17 protein-coding genes and 1 pseudogene are annotated in these 16,710 nt (G+C 35.2%); 16 read left to right on the top strand and 2 right to left on the bottom strand.

All coding sequences use genetic code 11. The annotated features are described in order from the left end of the window. Window positions 1-7 precede the first annotated feature (7 nt). The 10 genes and pseudogenes from fliW to tnpA all read left to right on the top strand — a co-directional run bounded on the left by fliW (window position 8) and on the right by tnpA (window position 6,302). Window positions 8-457, top strand: coding sequence for a flagellar assembly protein FliW (gene fliW / locus NST60_RS15885; RefSeq protein ID WP_341099412.1), 450 nt, complete (start codon window positions 8-10; stop codon window positions 455-457). 4 nt (window positions 458-461) lie between these two features. Further along, window positions 462-683, top strand: coding sequence for a carbon storage regulator CsrA (csrA, locus tag NST60_RS15890; protein ID WP_212117533.1), 222 nt, complete (start codon window positions 462-464; stop codon window positions 681-683). Window positions 684-921: 238 nt separating this feature from the next. Further along, on the top strand, window positions 922-1,659 hold the full coding sequence (locus tag NST60_RS15895) for a flagellin N-terminal helical domain-containing protein (RefSeq protein WP_341099413.1): 738 nt from the start codon (window positions 922-924) through the stop codon (window positions 1,657-1,659). A gap of 344 nt (window positions 1,660-2,003) precedes the next feature. Further along, window positions 2,004-2,117, top strand: a pseudogene (locus NST60_RS15900) (flagellin); the annotation flags it as partial. A gap of 468 nt (window positions 2,118-2,585) precedes the next feature. Beyond that, window positions 2,586-2,825 carry a hypothetical protein gene (locus NST60_RS15905; protein ID WP_341099414.1) on the top strand — a complete coding sequence of 80 codons (240 nt, stop codon included), beginning with the start codon at window positions 2,586-2,588 and terminating at the stop codon, window positions 2,823-2,825. A 168-nt stretch (window positions 2,826-2,993) separates the two neighbouring features. Continuing rightward, window positions 2,994-3,344 carry a flagellar protein FlaG gene (gene flaG, locus NST60_RS15910; protein ID WP_341099416.1) on the top strand — a complete coding sequence of 117 codons (351 nt, stop codon included), beginning with the start codon at window positions 2,994-2,996 and terminating at the stop codon, window positions 3,342-3,344. Window positions 3,345-3,359: 15 nt separating this feature from the next. After that, the gene (locus NST60_RS15915) at window positions 3,360-4,889 is read left to right on the top strand and encodes a flagellar hook-associated protein 2 (RefSeq protein WP_341099417.1); all 1,530 of its coding nucleotides are present in this window, start codon (window positions 3,360-3,362) and stop codon (window positions 4,887-4,889) included. Window positions 4,890-4,907: 18 nt separating this feature from the next. Then, the gene (fliS, locus tag NST60_RS15920) at window positions 4,908-5,309 is read left to right on the top strand and encodes a flagellar export chaperone FliS (protein WP_328020508.1); all 402 of its coding nucleotides are present in this window, start codon (window positions 4,908-4,910) and stop codon (window positions 5,307-5,309) included. Beyond that, complete coding sequence (locus NST60_RS15925) at window positions 5,309-5,644, top strand: flagellar protein FliT (RefSeq protein WP_101729337.1); 336 nt, start codon at window positions 5,309-5,311, stop codon at window positions 5,642-5,644. Before fliS ends, NST60_RS15925 begins: the two co-directional genes overlap by 1 nt. 172 nt (window positions 5,645-5,816) lie before the next feature. Continuing rightward, window positions 5,817-6,302 carry an IS200/IS605 family transposase gene (gene tnpA, locus NST60_RS15930; RefSeq protein ID WP_061800923.1) on the top strand — a complete coding sequence of 162 codons (486 nt, stop codon included), beginning with the start codon at window positions 5,817-5,819 and terminating at the stop codon, window positions 6,300-6,302. Window positions 6,303-6,712: 410 nt separating this feature from the next. Here the strand turns inward: tnpA and NST60_RS15935 are convergent, their stop codons facing one another. Beyond that, complete coding sequence (locus NST60_RS15935; RefSeq protein WP_341099884.1) at window positions 6,713-7,882, bottom strand: glucose-1-phosphate adenylyltransferase; 1,170 nt, start codon at window positions 7,880-7,882, stop codon at window positions 6,713-6,715. A 627-nt stretch (window positions 7,883-8,509) separates the two neighbouring features. Further along, entirely contained in the window at window positions 8,510-9,625 is a 1,116-nt protein-coding gene (locus NST60_RS15940; protein ID WP_100525938.1) for an IS4 family transposase, read from the bottom strand. A gap of 544 nt (window positions 9,626-10,169) precedes the next feature. Between NST60_RS15940 and hpf the strand changes: the two genes are divergently transcribed. The 6 genes from hpf (at window position 10,170) to NST60_RS15970 (ending at window position 16,707) form a co-directional block, all read left to right on the top strand. Continuing rightward, window positions 10,170-10,718, top strand: a complete 549-nt coding sequence (hpf, locus tag NST60_RS15945; RefSeq protein ID WP_016203462.1) for a ribosome hibernation-promoting factor, HPF/YfiA family — start codon at window positions 10,170-10,172, stop codon at window positions 10,716-10,718. Between the two features lie 313 nt (window positions 10,719-11,031). Beyond that, on the top strand, window positions 11,032-11,481 hold the full coding sequence (locus tag NST60_RS15950; protein WP_016203461.1) for an Lrp/AsnC family transcriptional regulator: 450 nt from the start codon (window positions 11,032-11,034) through the stop codon (window positions 11,479-11,481). 649 nt (window positions 11,482-12,130) lie between these two features. Beyond that, window positions 12,131-12,442 (top strand): hypothetical protein, encoded by a 312-nt coding sequence (locus tag NST60_RS15955; protein ID WP_169189125.1) that lies wholly within the window; start codon window positions 12,131-12,133, stop codon window positions 12,440-12,442. An 849-nt stretch (window positions 12,443-13,291) separates the two neighbouring features. After that, window positions 13,292-14,236, top strand: coding sequence for a nickel ABC transporter permease (nikB, locus tag NST60_RS15960; RefSeq protein WP_040343527.1), 945 nt, complete (start codon window positions 13,292-13,294; stop codon window positions 14,234-14,236). 15 nt (window positions 14,237-14,251) lie between these two features. After that, window positions 14,252-15,151: an ABC transporter permease gene (locus NST60_RS15965; RefSeq protein WP_101729334.1), complete on the top strand. Its 900-nt coding sequence runs from the start codon at window positions 14,252-14,254 to the stop codon at window positions 15,149-15,151. Window positions 15,152-15,180: 29 nt separating this feature from the next. Next, window positions 15,181-16,707, top strand: coding sequence for a glutathione ABC transporter substrate-binding protein (locus NST60_RS15970; RefSeq protein WP_224427961.1), 1,527 nt, complete (start codon window positions 15,181-15,183; stop codon window positions 16,705-16,707). The last annotated feature ends 3 nt before the right edge of the window (window positions 16,708-16,710 follow it).

Raw genomic sequence — 16,710 nt, forward strand, 5'->3', positions numbered from 1 at the left:
GATATAAGTGAAAATTGCTACAAAGTATCATGGTGAAAAAGAAATACAAGAAAAAGAAGTGATTACTTTTCCACAAGCTATTCCTGGATTTCCTGACGAAAAGGAATTTGTTCTTTTACCTCTTGATGATGAAGGACAATTTATCGTTCTTCAATCTGTGGAAAATCAGCAATTAGCTTTTGTACTTTCGAATCCATTTACTTTTTTTAAAGAATATGATTTTTCATTAGAAGAATATATTGTTGAGTTATTAGAAATTGAATCAGAAGAAGATATTTTTGTTTTCTCTATTTTAACTGTTCATGATCCATTTGAAAAAACAACTGCTAACTTGCAAGCACCAATAATAATTAATAATAAGAAAAACATGGCAAAACAAGTAATTTTAAATGAACCAAATTATCACACAAAACACCCGTTATTTGAAAAATCAAAACCAACATTGGTGAAGGGGTGATTCGATGTTAGTTCTTACACGGAAAAAAGGTGAGGTAATAAAAATTGGGGATGATATTGAAATTACTATTGTTGCAGCTAAGGGAGAACAAGTGAAAATTGGTATTTCAGCTCCGAAGAATGTAGAGATATATCGCAAAGAGGTATACGAAGAAATCATTGCAGAAAATCAACAGGCATCAGCAGATGTGGCTACGGTTATGAATTTGTTTAAAGGAAAGAATTGAAATTATTTAATAAAATGGCGTAGCCTAACTAGGGCTATGCTTTTTATTCGCTCTTTATAACACTATTAAACTATATCTCTAAAATTTTTTTATAAAAAAATAAAAAAACTATTAAACCTTTGAAAAGCAAAGACGATATATAAAGTAAGAGGGGGAAGGGCGGCCGACCTTCCTAACTCCTATCAAACTATCATGTTCACAAGGATGTGAACACCTAAATTCAAGGAGGAAAACAAAAATGAAAATCAATCATAATATTTCAGCACTTAACACTTATAACAAGTTAAACAGTGCAACAAATGCACAAAGCAAATCAATGGAGAAATTATCTTCAGGTCTTCGTATTAATAGTGCAGCTGACGATGCAGCTGGTTTAGCAATCTCTGAAAAAATGCGTGGACAAATTCGTGGCTTAGATATGGCTGCTAAAAACTCACAAGATGGAATTTCATTAATCCAAACAGCTGAGGGGGCTTTAAGTGAAGTTCATTCAATTCTTCAACGTCAAAGAGAATTAGCAGTTCAAGCTTCTTCTGATACAAACGTAGAAGCTGACAGAACAGCTCTTCAAGACGAATTTAACCAACTTTCTAAGGAAATTGGAAGAATTAAAGATACAACACAATTTAACACTATGAATTTACTTGATGCTTCTGCTGGTACAGGTGGAGTTCTTCAACTTCAAGTTGGAGCAAATTCAAGTCAATTAATGGAAATCGATCTTTCAACAGCAGGTATTGATTTAAGTGCATTGCATACAGATGTTTCTGCATTAACACTTGATACAAATACAAATGCAAACGCAGCAATGGACGCTCTTGATACACAAATCGCTTCAGTTTCATCAGGTAGAAGTTACCTAGGTGCTGCTCAAAACCGTTTAGAGCACACTATTAATAACTTAAACACTTCTTCTGAAAACTTAACTGCTGCTGAATCACGTGTACGTGACGTTGATTATGCTTTAGTTGCATAAATTGTAGCAACAAGCACAGTCGTCCTAGCTGGTAACGGCTAGAGATTACTATCGGGTGAATTGCTGGAAAACCCTTAGAGCTTTTCTTACTACAACGTAACTAGAAATGGTAGGCGTGAAAGTGTGAAAAAAGAAAAGATTGGGCAATCAGCAGCCAAGCTCCTTACTTGAAAAAGTGGAGAAGGTTCAACGACTAGGATAAACCATCTAAAGGCTATGCTCAAGATGATGAAATCCATAGGTGAAACAATATCCATCAGTATTGTGAATCCGAAGTGCCCGACCCCTACTTACTAGAGGGTGAAGATATAGTCTAGTCATTTATGAAAGTAAATGTTCGCACGATGGCGAAAGAAATGATGGAACAAACTAAAAACTCTATTCTTTCTCAAGCAGCACAAGCTATGTTGGCTCAATCCAATCAAATGCCACAGGGAGTTTTACAACTTCTTCGTTAATTTGATTCGAAGGGCGTCTTACTTGGTAACGAGTAAGAGTATAACTGGGTGAATTGCTGGAACTTCCTAAAGCTTTATCAACCACAACGTAATTGGAAACGATAGGCGTGATGGTTTGAAAATGATAGAGATGAAACAATGGATAATCAGCAGCCAAGCTCCTGGGAGGAAACTCTGGAGAAGGTTCAACGACTAGAGAAGACGGTCTAAGGTGAAAACTATGATTATGAATCTCGTAGGGTAGTAAATACTATTCGAAGTGCCCAGCCCCTATAAATAGTTAGGGTGAAGATATAGTCTTTTCTGTCATCGAAAGAGGCAGTCGCAAAGCAAGCGAACCAACAACCACAAGGAGTTCTACAACTTCTTCGTTAATTATAACTTTTAAAAAAGAGATTCTAGTAATTCTAGGATCTCTTTTTCTTTACTAGAAAGATCTGCTTAAAAATTACTTATTAGAGGTGTGAAATGGATAAGCATATAAAAGAATATAAAGAGTTTCTTAAAAAAGAATTGAAAAGAAGCAAGGAACATTCAAGAATTTTAGAGGAGATCGATTATAATCTTCATGAAATGAAAGCAATTGCTGAATATGCATTACATAATGAACTGACCAAGGAAGAAATAAATGGAATGAATTCTCAATTGCTCACATTAAAAGAAGAAATTAATGCTTTGGAAAAAAGATTATTTTATATCGTTAATTAAATATTTTATAGTATTGATTGATAAAAAGTGATTAGTCAATTAGAACTATATGTTGTATAGTACATTCCTCTCTAAAATTAACTTCTTTCCTTTTATTCCTTAAATATCTTTCATATTAACCGATATAAAAAATATAAAATTCTAAATGCATTCACAGGGGGATAATTTATGATTGAACGGATTGGTTCCCAACATAATATTTACACACCTAGACAAGCGGAAAATATTAATGGTATCGAAAAAAAATTAGATAGTAAAATGGATCCTCAGTTACAGCTTTATGGTCCAAAACCAAACAAAGAACAATTAAATGAAGTAATTGAAAGTATGAATGCTTTTATGCTACCAACACATACTTCGTTGAAATTTGAGCTTCATGAAGAATTAAATGACTATTACGTAACGATTATTGATGATGATACAAAAGAAGTAGTTCGTGAAATTCCATCTAAAAAAATGCTCGATATGTATGCAGCGATGAAGGAATTTATGGGATTAGTAATTGATGAAAAGATATAAAAGAGGTGAATTAAGATGGTATTAAGAATTGGTGGTTTAGCTAGTGGGATGGATATTGATACACTTGTTGAGCAGTTAATGACTGCAGAGCGTGTACCACTAGATAAGATAAATCAAAAAAAGACATATACAGAGTGGCGGCGTGATGACTATCGGGAAATGAATTCATTGTTGCTTGATTTAGATAATACTATTTTTAATGGAATATCTAGACAGGCTAGTTTTATAAAAAAAACAGTCGCAGTTTCAAATTCCGATGCACTTTCTGTGAAAAATGTAAATTCAACAATAGACTTTTCTGGATCTTTAAAAATAAATCAGTTGGCTACTGCAGCAACTATGCAAAGTAATACAGCAATAGATATTTCTGATTCTTCAAAGACATTATCAGAATTAGGTATAAGCTTGGGGAGTAATACAATTACTATACAGGCAATAAAAAAAGATGGGACGCTTCAAACTGAAACTGAAGCATTTTCTTATACTATAGATCCCTCTAAAGATACACTTAATAGCATAATAGCAACAATAAATAAAAGTTCAGGAGTTACTGCTTTTTATGATTCTGTTTCTAAAAAAATTGCAATCTCAGCAAATAATACAGGTGATGTTGCTGAAACCCCTGAGATAGTACTTAGCGGTGATTTTTTTACGAATACGTTAAAGTTAGATAGTACTAATATAGAAGCAGCTAATAAAAAAGATATCAATGGAATTCCCTTGGGCGCATTAGGCCAAAATGCAGAAATTACCTTTAATGGCTTAACAACAAGTCGCCCATCAAATACATTTACTATTAACGGAGTAGAATTTACTGCAAAAAAAGTTACAACAGAAGCAATTACGTTTTCTTCTACGCCGGATGTAGATGGAATCGTTGATACAATAAAACAGTTTGTGAATAAATATAATGAAGCAATAGAAAAAATGCGTGGTAAAACAACTGAAAAGAAGTATCGTGATTATACACCTTTAACAGACGCGCAAAAAAAGGAAATGTCTGAGGATGAAGTTGAAAAATGGGAAAAACTCGCTAAGAGTGGAACTCTTTATAATGATTCAATTTTAAATTCAGCCCTAACAAAAATGCGTACTAATATCAGCTCACCAGTAACTGGGACATCTACCTATTCCCAACTATCTCAAATCGGCATTTCAACAACTTCAAATTATTTAGAAGGTGGTAAACTTACGATAGATGAAGATAAACTCAGAGCGGCAATTTCTGCTGATCCCAATGCTGTTTATGAACTTTTTCAAAAGGATGGAGCTACGAGTTCTGAACAAGGGATTGCTCGTCGTCTAAGATCAAGTTTAAAAACAGCAATGGCAGATATTACAGCAAAAGCAGGGAAATCCACTAGCATAAATAATACATTTTCATTAGGAAGAGCACTAAATGACTATGCAAGTCAAATCACACGGTTTGAAGATAAGTTGAAAATGGTTGAAAGTCGATATTGGGCTCGTTTCACAGCAATGGAAACAGCAATTAACAAAGCAAATAGCCAATCAACCTATTTAACAAATATGTTCAGTTCTTAATAAAAAGGAGATTTAATAATGGCCATTTCAAACCCCTATCAATCCTATCAGCAGAACTCCGTAAACACGGCATCTGCTGGAGATTTGACATTAATGCTATATAACGGCTGTCTGAAATTTTTACACTTAGCCAAAAATGCAATTAAAGAAAATGACATTCCAACAAGAAACACCAATATTCAAAAATCACAAAATATCATTAAGGAATTAATGGTAACGTTAAATATGGATATTCCGATCTCACAAAATTTGATGTCTTTGTATGATTATATGAACCGCCAGTTAATTAAGGCGAACATTGAGAATGACGTTACGATTATTGAGGAAGTGGAATCCCTTGTGACTGAATTCCGTGATACGTGGAAAGAAGCGATTGTTTTAAATCGTCAAAAACAGCATGGGCAAGGTGGTCAAGCATAATGGAAGCATTAAAGCAATGCTATGCTATTACGAATGAGTTAGTGGAGCTGTTGAAAGGAGAAGCTGAGGTAGATACGGAAAAAGTGAATCAGCTTCTGGATCAAAGGCAAGCTTGCTTAACACTTCTTACTTCTCCGACAACGGAAACGGAAAAGAAAATCGGACAGGCTCTATTGCAACAAGATAAAGAGTTGGTTGCATTGCTGGCAAAAGAAAAGCAATCGATTCAAAAGGAATTGCGTAGTTTAGAACACAAAAAATCATCCAATCAAAAATATGTGAATCCGTATCAATCGTTGCAAACAGATGGTATGTTTTACGATAAGCGAAAATAGTAGTGGGTCAAGGGGCGAGGTTCCTTGTCCCACTTTTTTTATAGAAAAGAAAACCCTGGGCTATGCCTAGGGTTCCAAAAAGCTTACAGCGTGGTATTAAAAAAACTTCCTCGTGGTGCTAAAATATTTTTTGGTTCGCCAACCGAAAATAAATAGCCAGGAGGAAGTCCTTATGTCAAAAGACAATAATAGTTTAGCACACACAACTTGGAATTGTAAGTATCACATAGTATTTGCACCAAAATATAGAAGACAAATAATTTACGGGAAAATAAAGAAAGATATTGGGCAAATCTTACGTACCTTGTGTGAGAGGAAAGGCGTAGAGATAATAGAAGCAACTGCGTGTAAGGACCACGTACATATGTTAGTGAGTATTCCGCCAAAATTAAGTGTATCAGCATTCGTAGGATATCTAAAAGGAAAAAGTAGCTTGATGATATTTGATAGACATGCACAACTGAAATATAAGTATGGAAATCGAAAATTTTGGTGTACAGGATATTATGTAGATACGGTAGGAAGAAACAAGAAGGTAATTGAAGAATATATCCGTAATCAAATACAAGATGATCTAGTCGCAGAACAATTAACGATTATGGAATATATTGATCCATTTACAGGGGAAGAAGTGAAGAAAAAGAAACGAAAAAATTAGGAGAGAAGGCCTTTGAGGTCTGGCCAGTAGAAGTAGTACAATTGGCGAACCTTTCAGTAGCCCTTTAGGGTTTGGTCAGTAACAAAGGCTTTCAGCCGCAGAGAAAAACACCCGTTCTCACGGGTGGTCCTTATTCTGTTCTTATATCTTTGCTGAAATAATTAGGCAGAGTCATTAGTAAGTAAAAGTTATATGGTTATTGTTTGAGGGACAATCATATCCATCTATTATGTAAAGACCCAGAGGAATCTATTTCAGATAAGTTCAGCGTGCAAAGTAAGAAGTCAATAAAACATTTTAGTTTCCTCAAAAGTTGGAAACATAAGAAAAAGAGCTAATATCCAATTAATAGTGAATATTAGCTCTTTTATGTGAAAGTGGGACAAGGAACCTGAACCACTGTCCCCCAGTTAAATCACTCGAGACAACCCAACACGAGTCTGCTTATTCTCAACACTTTCTCCGATCAAAACAATCTCCGAATCAGCATCATCTGGAGCAATAATGCTGTGATCTTCAACCGTTACATTACAGGCCGTTACACTCTTTTCGATGACTACATTTTCACCGATAACGGTTCCAGGAAGGAGTACAGAATCTTTAACGATTGATCCTTTTCCGATAATGACATCATTGAAGATGACGGAGTTTTCTACTGTTCCATAAATTTCGCAGCCTTCACTTATAATGGAGCGTTTTACGGTAGCGGAAGATTCAATATAGGATGGGGCAAAGCACTGTTCGTGGGTGAATACGGTCCAGTCTTTGTCATTTAGAAAGATATTGCTTTCCTTCGATAATAAGTCCATATTTGCTTCCCAGAAGCTGTCGATTGTCCCGACGTCCTTCCAGTAACCTTTAAATGTATAAGCGTGTAATTTGCGGTTATCTGTCAGCATAGCAGGAATAATATCTTTCCCAAAATCTTTTGAAGATAATTCATTTTTTTCTTCTTTTTGCAGATAGTTTTTAAGCGTTTTCCATTTGAAAATATAAACACCCATTGAAGCTAAATTCGATTTTGGGTTAGATGGTTTTTCTTCAAAATCGACAATGCGATTATTCGTGCTATCTGTGTTCATGATGCCGAATCGGCTTGCTTCCGCCCAAGGAACTTCCGTAACTGAAATCGTTGCATCTGCCCCTGTTTTTATATGCTGTTGTAGCATTAGATTATAATCCATTTTATAAATATGGTCACCAGAAATAACAAGAACATAATCCGGGTTATACTGGTCAATATAGGATATATTTTGATAAATAGCATGGGCTGTACCATCATACCAGCGCTCTTCAGTACCACATTGGTATGGAGGGAGGATGCTAAGTCCGCCATCTCTGCTGTCCAAATCCCAATCTTTTCCGTCTTTAATGTAATTTTGCAGTACATGTGGCTGGTATTGTGTCAATACACCAACTGTATCTATACCTGAATTACGGCAGTTGCTTAATGTAAAGTCAACAATACGATATTTTCCTCCAAAGGGTACTGCTGGTTTTGCTAATTCTTCTGTTAGTTTTTTTAATCTTGTCCCTCTTCCGCCAGCCAATAGCATTGCAATACATTTCTTATTCAAAATAGATCCCTCCAGTATGCGTTGTCAAAAGTTCATTAGTTAGAAATTCAAATGAAAGTAATATATTACTTATATTTCCAGAAAGTTTTCAAATTTTAAGAACATCTCTTGGAAAAGCAAATGTTCTTGATTTTTTCTTATCAAGTAGATCTATTTCGGTTTATAAACGATCATCTTCCCAGAGTTTGTAATAGTATTCTTCCTCTTCCATTTCTTTTAATTCTAATTCAGGTTGGTTTTGTAAGATTTTCTCACTCATTCTTTTACCTCCAGGTTAAATTCTTAATGTGTTCATTGTAGCAAATATAAAACAACGAATTGTAAAAATATTTTGATTAATTTCGCTAAATCTCGACATATAATGGATAAGTGCTACTCATAATTCCATTTATCATTAGGAATATAGGCTTCTTCTCATAGATTATGTCGAAATGTTTTTAAAAAAAGGAGTTATTGTATAGATCTTTATATACAATAGACTTCACTAGTGTTGCATAAATGTTGTTAGAATATTCAGTTTAAATATGTCCCCTGTTAAGAGCCAAAAAAGTAAATACCCAACTAAAGGTGGATCCATCCATTTGGAAATTTTTTTACAATTAGACTTAAGAGACGACGACAATTTGTTTATTAAGGAATGGTTTTTCCTTCAATCTTTCGAAGCCAAATATGTGCTGGTTTCCACAAAGCTGCCCGTAAATATCGGCTAATTTGTAGGGTTTTTCGTTTACTTTTTGTCTCGATTTGTGCGAGAACATGCAGGCAAAAAACAATAAGTGCGATAAACACTTGATTCTGAATTGCCCATTCGCTTTGGCCGTAAAACTTTTTGATATGGAGATGTTGTTTAATCCATTTGAAAAATAACTCAATCGCCCAGCGTGATTTATACATCTTTGAGATTTCTTCAGCACTTAAATCAAAACGATTTGTGATTAAATGAAGCTCATTTCCTTTTGAATCAATCACTTTTAGAAGACGAAAGTAATTTTCGGCACGGTTTTGCGTCGTACCAATCAACACCATTTGATCCGACAAAACAGATGTATTCTCGGGTAGTTTAAAATCGTAAACCTCCCGTATGACTGCGTTTTTTCGCAGCCTAGAAAGGAAAAAGTAGCCGTCATCTGTCATCCGATCAAAGCGTTCGTAGTCTAAGTAACCACGGTCAAACACATACATACATTCCTTGTCATCAACCATTACTTCAAGCTGACCGCGGTCATGTTCTTTGGCCGTTGTCATAATGGCCTTTTCGGGATAGGATATACCTTTTTCCATAAACACAAGGCGTAAGTGCAATTTAACACCCGCTTTTGTTTTGCGGAATTTTGCCCATTTATGATTAGTCAAATTGAGAGGCAATGTGCTTGAATCAATGATTTTTAATGGCATCACAAGTTTCGTGTTGTGCGTTTTGGCATGAATTTGTGAAACTAAATCAAGGAAAAGCTTTTGGAATAAGTCTGGATTCATGCCATTTAAACGGCGTGAGAGTTGGGAAATACTGATAGAATCAAGATCAATGCCCTTTTGCAGTTGATCATCGAAAAGACAATCGCTCAGCGCATGCAGACTTTCGACTTCTTCTAGCTGCGCAAAAAGTAATAATTTTAGAAATGACTCTGTCGTTAGTTTTTTCGTATAGAAATCTAATTTCAACGTTTTCACGTTTTCTTCAAATAATTGAAGATTTATTGGTGAAAACCATTGTCCAAATGAAGTTTTTCGTGTAATCTTGTCCATGCGATAGTCCTTTTTAGTGGATTTGGACGGGTTACCACCTAACTTATCCATTATAAAGGACTTTTTCTTTGCATAAAATGATAAAATTGAACATTTCAAGTATTTTTAATAGTTAAATTAAATTAACGCAACACTAGTGAATAGACTTAACTTTTGATAGGGAAAATACTAGGAATGCATCCTTCTTTGCCTATCTAATTTTTTTCAAAGAACTAGTTCTTTTACTAGTAAACCGGCTACTTCGTTTTTTCGTATCGAACTATACGTTTTAATTATGCTGTATATATAACCTCTACTAATCAATTTGAAACATTTTCTGACATAAAAAAATTCTTAGAATAATTTTCCTAGAAATACTCACTAGTAGTTCATTTTTGAAAAAAGTTCACAAATTTGTCGAAATTTATTCTCGTTTTAGCAGGATTTTGAGAGGGTATGCTAGAAATATATTGTATAGTCAAAATGATTTCTTATATGGTATATTTTCATTTACCATTAGGAAAAAATAAGACTTGCACTGGAAATTATAAAGGAGGAGTAACTTATGAACTTCAACATTAGAGGAGAAAACATTGAGGTAACTCCAGCAATTAGAGAGTACGTAGAAAAGAAAATATCAAAATTAGAAAGATATTTTTCTGAAACACCAGATGCACAAGTAAATGTGAACTTAAAAACGTATAATGACAAAACTTCTAAGGTCGAGGTTACAATTCCAATGTCCCAGTTGCTGTTACGTGCAGAAGAAGACCACATGGATATGTATGCAGCCATTGATTTAATCTCTGATAAATTAGAAAGACAAATAAGAAAACATAAAACAAAAGTAAATCGTAAGCATAGAGAAAAAGGAAATCTTAACGAACTATTTGGTTCTTACGAGAGTGCGCCAAATACAGAGGAAGAAGAACAGGATCTAGAGATTGTCCGTCAAAAACGCTTCAATTTAAAACCAATGGATAGCGAAGAAGCAATCCTACAAATGGACCTTTTAGGCCATAACTTCTTCGTCTACACAGACGCAGAAACAAACAACACTAATATCGTCTATAAACGAAAAGACGGAAAGTACGGCTTAATCGAAGCACAATAATAAAAAGCCTGCAGCGGACAAGCTGCAGGCTTTTTATTATTTAAAAACCTATATAATAGGCAAAGTTTGGACTAATAATAAGCTGCCTTTGTTAGCGAAAAATAAGACCAGGATAGATTTGAAGCCTAGCGTTATTTCCTTCATTTTCATACTTTCTCCAACCTCAAATAAGTCAATAGACAACCCTACTAAATTTTTCAAACACTTTTGTATCTATCTGTGAAATTTTGAAAATTCTAAAAAATACTTCCTAATTTCTAATCTACAAGCTATAATGAAACATAATTTAAAACAGAAGATGCGTGGTGGTTAAATGAAGTTAGATGAAACAGATAAACGAATATTAGATTTACTTACAGCAAATGGCAGACTATCTTATGTAGAGATTGGAAAAGAACTAAATTTATCACGAGTAGCAATAAGAGAGAGGGTCAGCCAACTTATCGAAAATGGAGTCATAGAGAAATTCAGCGCTGTTATCAATTCTGAAAAAGTAGGCAAGACAGTTTCCGCCTTTTTTGAAGTCGACTGCGAGCCAGCTTCTCTTATTCAAGTAGCGCAAACGCTAGCGGAAAATCCAGTTGTAGCAAGCTGCTATCAAATGACAGGTCCAAGCACTTTACATATGCACGTCCTAGTCGAAGACTTCGAAGCACTAGAAAGTTTTACCAACAACGAGCTCTATTCTTTAGAAGGAATCACAAGAGTGGAAAGCCATATCCTTTTAAGAAGATTTAAAAGCAGAAATGGCTTGAAAATTTAATGACCGTACCAAACAAAGATCCAATTTACTATTGTAGTCCTTTGTTTGGTATTTTTTATGTTCTTAGTGGGTTCTATAAAAAAAGAAGGCAGTTTTCTAAAAGATTGTTGTTTTTTCACTAGGAGAAAAAATTAGTTGGAAAAATAGAGTAGCTGGAATACACGAAGACTCCTGTGGGATTAGCGAGACAGTCTGAGCCTCCCGGAAAACGAAGTGCATTCCGGCTGCAGTAATAGCAACAAACTTTACAAAAACAGCCAAAAAGAAAAAGCAGATTAGATGTAATTGCTAAGCTAAGGGCGTAACTTCAGACAGTTTAAGAATGTACATTTTTATTCTCTATCACTTACTCTTGGTAACAGAGAACACTGCTCTGTGTCCTTTTTGCGCTTATTCTTCTGGTTACGGTAATAGAGAAAGCTTCTCTGTGTCCTTTTTGATTAGGGACGCAACGTTTTCAATATAAGGTTACTAAACGAAAATTCTCCCTTAAACAGATAAATTTATTACATAAAATAAAACGCGAATTGCGGAATTACAGACAAAAATTCGAAATAAAAACTATAATTTATTCTAGACAATTTCCATAATTAGGGAAAAATGTGTTAAAATAATTTTATTCTACAAAAATTAGAAAGGTTGTGTTTATTTGGAAAATGAAATCATCACACCAAAGAAGCACGGTATAATTAGTTACATTGCCCTTGCTATTGGCATTATTTGCGTCTTTATAGTTTTTGTCACACCGACAAGAATAGCAAATATCGGGAGCGTGGTTGGGGATTATATAACATTTTTTCTTACGGGAGCTGGTATCCTACTATCTATAATTGCACTATTGATGAAGACAGAGAAAAAGTTAATCCCAGTTATAGCTTTAATACTATCCTCGTCTTTGTTTATATTTTGGATAATTTTTATTTTCCTATTGTTTACGGGGCAAATTGAGTTTGCACCGTAATAATTAAAGAAATTTGATTTTGCGAAACATCCTTTAAAAGGAATAACTTGATTTTAATGATTTATCCCACTCTTAACGGCCAGTAAGACTCCCCCTTCAAGCTAAGGAGAATACGAGGAAGATAGGAGGGAGATCAACTGTCCATAAAGGTCCGATTGGTTCAACTAACCATCAGTAGGGAGGAAGGAAAACCCCCCACTGATGGAAGTTTCACTTTATAATGACTTAATTTACATAGGTGAACTCTATTTTAAACATTTGATTTTCACTGTAGGAATTTCATACCTCCCTCTCCAATCAACCTTCTGATCACATCATTATAAAATTCAGATTAATTGTAAGGATATAGAAACCCCAACCAATTCCCCCAAGAAAATTTATAAATTACTTTTAAAAATTCTCTAACTAAAAATATAAGAAAATTTACTTTTTTGAAATAGTATTCACCGCTTAACATTCCTACCAATCAGGACGAATCCATCCATATAAATTACTATAAGAAAATAAAGATAGTATAAAAATACCCGAAAATGTATGATTATTAACTGAATCCAATCCCCGTAATCTATAGAAACTCTCCTTTTTTCAAAGTCGCTAACTTTGTGAAAAACATATTACTATTTCGATAAAATAAATATTAGAGAAGCGAAAGGGTTTTCTTGTTTTCTGTAAATATCGAATATATAAAATTATTAATTTTTTTAGAAAAATCACTAGAATTCTTTTTGTAACTGTCTTATAATCATGAATATTAATTATTTGCTTTCGTTTGTTAATTAAATGAAAGGATTTAGTTTACTTTTGAAAGTTAATATTGGTTATTTTGCAAAGAGGGGGAAGGTGAGACGGTTGATCTCGATGATTATTAGAAGGCTATTTCAGCTCGTATTATTACTTATTGGAATATCTTTCTTAGTTTTTGCTAGTATGCACATGGCACCAGGTGATCCAGCTTCGATTATAGCAGGACCAACGGCAACTGATTCTGATATCGCCGCCATTCAAGAAAGTTTAGGTTTGAATAAGCCTTTTCTTGTTCAGTATTGGGACTATTTAAAAAATGTTTTACAGGGCGACCTGGGTTATTCCTATCAAACGAAACAGTCTGTGTCAGAAGCGATTGCGCTAAGATTTCCGAATACACTGAATTTAGCGATTGCAAGTATCATTGTTGCGGTTGTGATTGGATTAGTAGCTGGTATTATCTCAGCACTTAAACAAAATTCATGGCTAGATGTATTCAGTACTGTATTTTCATTAGGCGGGATATCGATCCCTAACTTCTGGCTAGGTTCTATCTTGATTCTCGTATTCGCCGTCAACTTGCAGATGCTGCCGGTTGGAGGATTGGATGCTCCGTTTTGGACAATAGAGGGAATGCAACAGTTAATTCTTCCTGCTATTACATTAGGAACGGGGTCAGCTGCGATGATTGCTAGGATGAGTCGTTCCTCAATGTTGGAAGTGATTCAAGCGGATTATGTCCGAACAGCGAGAGCCAAAGGAGTGAAGGAAAAATCAATTATTGGCGTCCATGCAATGAAAAATGCAATGATTCCTGTCATTACCGTAATTGGCGTTAACTTTGGAGGATTATTAGGGGGAACGATTATTACCGAACAGGTTTTTGCAATAAACGGAGTTGGGAGATTAATGATTAATGCGATTGCATCAAGAGATTTTCCGATGGTGCAAGGATCAGTATTATTGGTTGCTTCCCTCTTTGTTTTAGTGAACTTAATCGTTGATATTATTTATGTCTTTGTAGATCCGAGAATTAGCTATGACAATTAAGAAAGGAGGAAGTTGATGGAAACAGTAACGAACCCGCAAGTGTCACCCATTGTAAAGAAGGCAAAGAAAGATTCGTTTCTATTATCTACTTGGAAAAAGTTGATTCGAAATCGTTTGGCCGTTGTTGGACTGATTCTTATTATATTGCAAGTAGCAATCGCTATAACGGCACCGTTAATCACAAGCTATGACCCTGCACGTCAAAATCTTGAAGCAACAGAATTACCGATGTTCTCTGAAGGACACTGGCTTGGGACTGATAATTATGGTCGTGATATGTGGAGCAGAATAGCTTATGGGGCAAGAATCTCCTTAGTAGTTGGTAGTATAGCCGTTACTCTTGGATTAGTAGGCGGCATTACGCTAGGCTTGTTGGCAGGCTATTATCGTAAATTAGACGGAATTATTATGAGAATCGTAGACTTACTATTTGCTTTTCCAGGTATATTGCTTGCAATGCTTATCATTGCCGTTCTTGGAACGAGCTTAGTAAATGTAGCGATTGCCATCAGTATCTGGTCGATTCCTTCTTGTGCCAGAATAGTCAGAGGCTCTGTTTTATCTGTAAAAAAACAAGAATATATACTGGCAATGAAATCACTTGGAGCAAGCGATATTCGCATTATGTTTAAGCATATTTTGCCAAACTGTACAGCACCAATTATCGTGTTCGCCACCATGCGTATGGCGACCGCAATTCTTTCGACAGCTTCTCTTAGTTATTTAGGATTAGGAGCGCAGCCACCAACACCTGAATGGGGAGCAATGATTTCTCAAGGACAGGCGTATATGTGGACATCCCCACATATGACGATTATTCCTGGTATTGCCATTATGCTAACAGTATTTGCTTTTAATGTCTTAGGAGACGGATTAAGAGATGCGCTCGATCCAAATATGAAAGTTAATCAATAACAAATACATATAATGAAGGGGAGTTATTTATGAAGAAGTTAGTTTTTTCCATGTTAGCATTATTACTGCTTGTTGCAGCAGGCTGTTCGAAAAGTTCTAGTGGAGGATCAAACGGAGGAAATGTTACCCAGGAAATAACGTATGCATCAACTTCAGATGTAGTAGGACTATCGCCCATTTTAACAAATGACTCTGTTTCTGCCTCTGTCAATGAGCAAGTATACGAAACATTGTTCACGCGTAATTCAGAAACAATGGAAATTGAACCACTTTTAGCGGAATCCTATGAAAATCCTGATGAATTAACATGGGTAATCAAGTTAAAAGAAGGAATTACGTTCCAAGACGGTACACCATTTAATGCGGAAGCAGTAAAGTATACATTTGATAAATTCCGCGATCCTGCAACTGCTGCACCACGTGCTTCATTGCTTGAACCAATTGAATCTGTCAATGTACAAGATGAATACACAGTAGAAATTAAAACAAAGTATGCATATGGTGCATTACTTGCAGCACTTTCTCATTCTAATGCAGCAATTGTTAGCCCAGAGGCAGATAAAAACGGCGATTTAATGAAAAATCCTGTAGGTACTGGTCCATTTAAATTTGTTAGCTGGACACCAGGAGAATCTGTTGTATTAGAAAAATATCCTGATTATTGGCAAGGGGAAGCAAAACTAGACAAAATTACTTTTAAAGTAGTGCCAGAAGTAACAACAGCAATTTCCATGCTGCAATCAGGAGATGTTCAATTTATTGACGCAATTCCAACAGAGCAATTGTCTCGTGTAGAAGGGCTAAAAAATGTAGAAATAACGAAAAAAGAAGGAACACCTGTTTACTGGTTTGGATTTAACATGCAAAAGGAACCGATGAACAATTTAGAATTTCGACAAGCAGTAGCATATGCATTGAATCGTGATGCTTATGTGAAACAACTTAACGGTTTAGGGGTTGCTGGTAATAGTGTTATTGGGCCAAAAGTATTCGGCTATGATGAGGCAAGCAATGACGTTGGTTATGAATATAACCTAGAAAAAGCAAAAGAATTAGTAGAGAAAAATGGCTTTGGTGACAAAGAGTATACATTACTAGTTGCGAACAGAGCGAACTATATGAAAATGGCAGAAATCAGCCAATCTCAATTGCAAGAAGCAGGCTTTAAAATCAAAATTGAAACAATGGAATGGGGAACATATCTTGATGCAACCCGGACTGGAGATTATGAGTTGAGTTTCTTAAGCTGGTCCAATTCAACAGCAGATGGAAGTGAATTATTATATCCAAATTTCCATTCTGATAATGTAGAATCCTCTAACAAGGTGAAATATAGCAATGAAACATTTGATAAATTAGTAGAAGAAAGTCGTGAAAGTGTAGACCAAGATGTGCGTGCAGCGAAACTAAAAGAAGCGAATGAATTTCTTGTAAAAGACGCACCAGCCATTGTTATGAACCATGGAGTAGTAACACTTGCTTATGATAAATCTGTTAAAGGATTAGAGATTGATCCAACAGGAACTTGGTCACTATATAAAGTTTACAGAGAGTAGGGA

Origin of the sequence: Niallia sp. FSL W8-1348, assembly GCF_038006745.1 — a bacterium.
Lineage (GTDB): Bacteria > Bacillota > Bacilli > Bacillales > Cytobacillaceae > Niallia > Niallia alba.

Coding starts and splice junctions, on each gene's coding strand:
- csrA (WP_212117533.1), top strand. CDS start 462: ATGTTAGTTCTTACACGGAAAAAAGGTGAGGTAATAAAAATTGGGGAT.
- fliS (WP_328020508.1), top strand. CDS start 4,908: ATGGCCATTTCAAACCCCTATCAATCCTATCAGCAGAACTCCGTAAAC.
- NST60_RS15905 (WP_341099414.1), top strand. CDS start 2,586: ATGGATAAGCATATAAAAGAATATAAAGAGTTTCTTAAAAAAGAATTG.
- flaG (WP_341099416.1), top strand. CDS start 2,994: ATGATTGAACGGATTGGTTCCCAACATAATATTTACACACCTAGACAA.
- tnpA (WP_061800923.1), top strand. CDS start 5,817: ATGTCAAAAGACAATAATAGTTTAGCACACACAACTTGGAATTGTAAG.
- NST60_RS15970 (WP_224427961.1), top strand. CDS start 15,181: ATGAAGAAGTTAGTTTTTTCCATGTTAGCATTATTACTGCTTGTTGCA.
- NST60_RS15915 (WP_341099417.1), top strand. CDS start 3,360: ATGGTATTAAGAATTGGTGGTTTAGCTAGTGGGATGGATATTGATACA.
- NST60_RS15950 (WP_016203461.1), top strand. CDS start 11,032: ATGAAGTTAGATGAAACAGATAAACGAATATTAGATTTACTTACAGCA.
- NST60_RS15895 (WP_341099413.1), top strand. CDS start 922: ATGAAAATCAATCATAATATTTCAGCACTTAACACTTATAACAAGTTA.
- NST60_RS15940 (WP_100525938.1), bottom strand. CDS start 9,625: ATGGACAAGATTACACGAAAAACTTCATTTGGACAATGGTTTTCACCA.
- NST60_RS15925 (WP_101729337.1), top strand. CDS start 5,309: ATGGAAGCATTAAAGCAATGCTATGCTATTACGAATGAGTTAGTGGAG.
- hpf (WP_016203462.1), top strand. CDS start 10,170: ATGAACTTCAACATTAGAGGAGAAAACATTGAGGTAACTCCAGCAATT.
- NST60_RS15965 (WP_101729334.1), top strand. CDS start 14,252: ATGGAAACAGTAACGAACCCGCAAGTGTCACCCATTGTAAAGAAGGCA.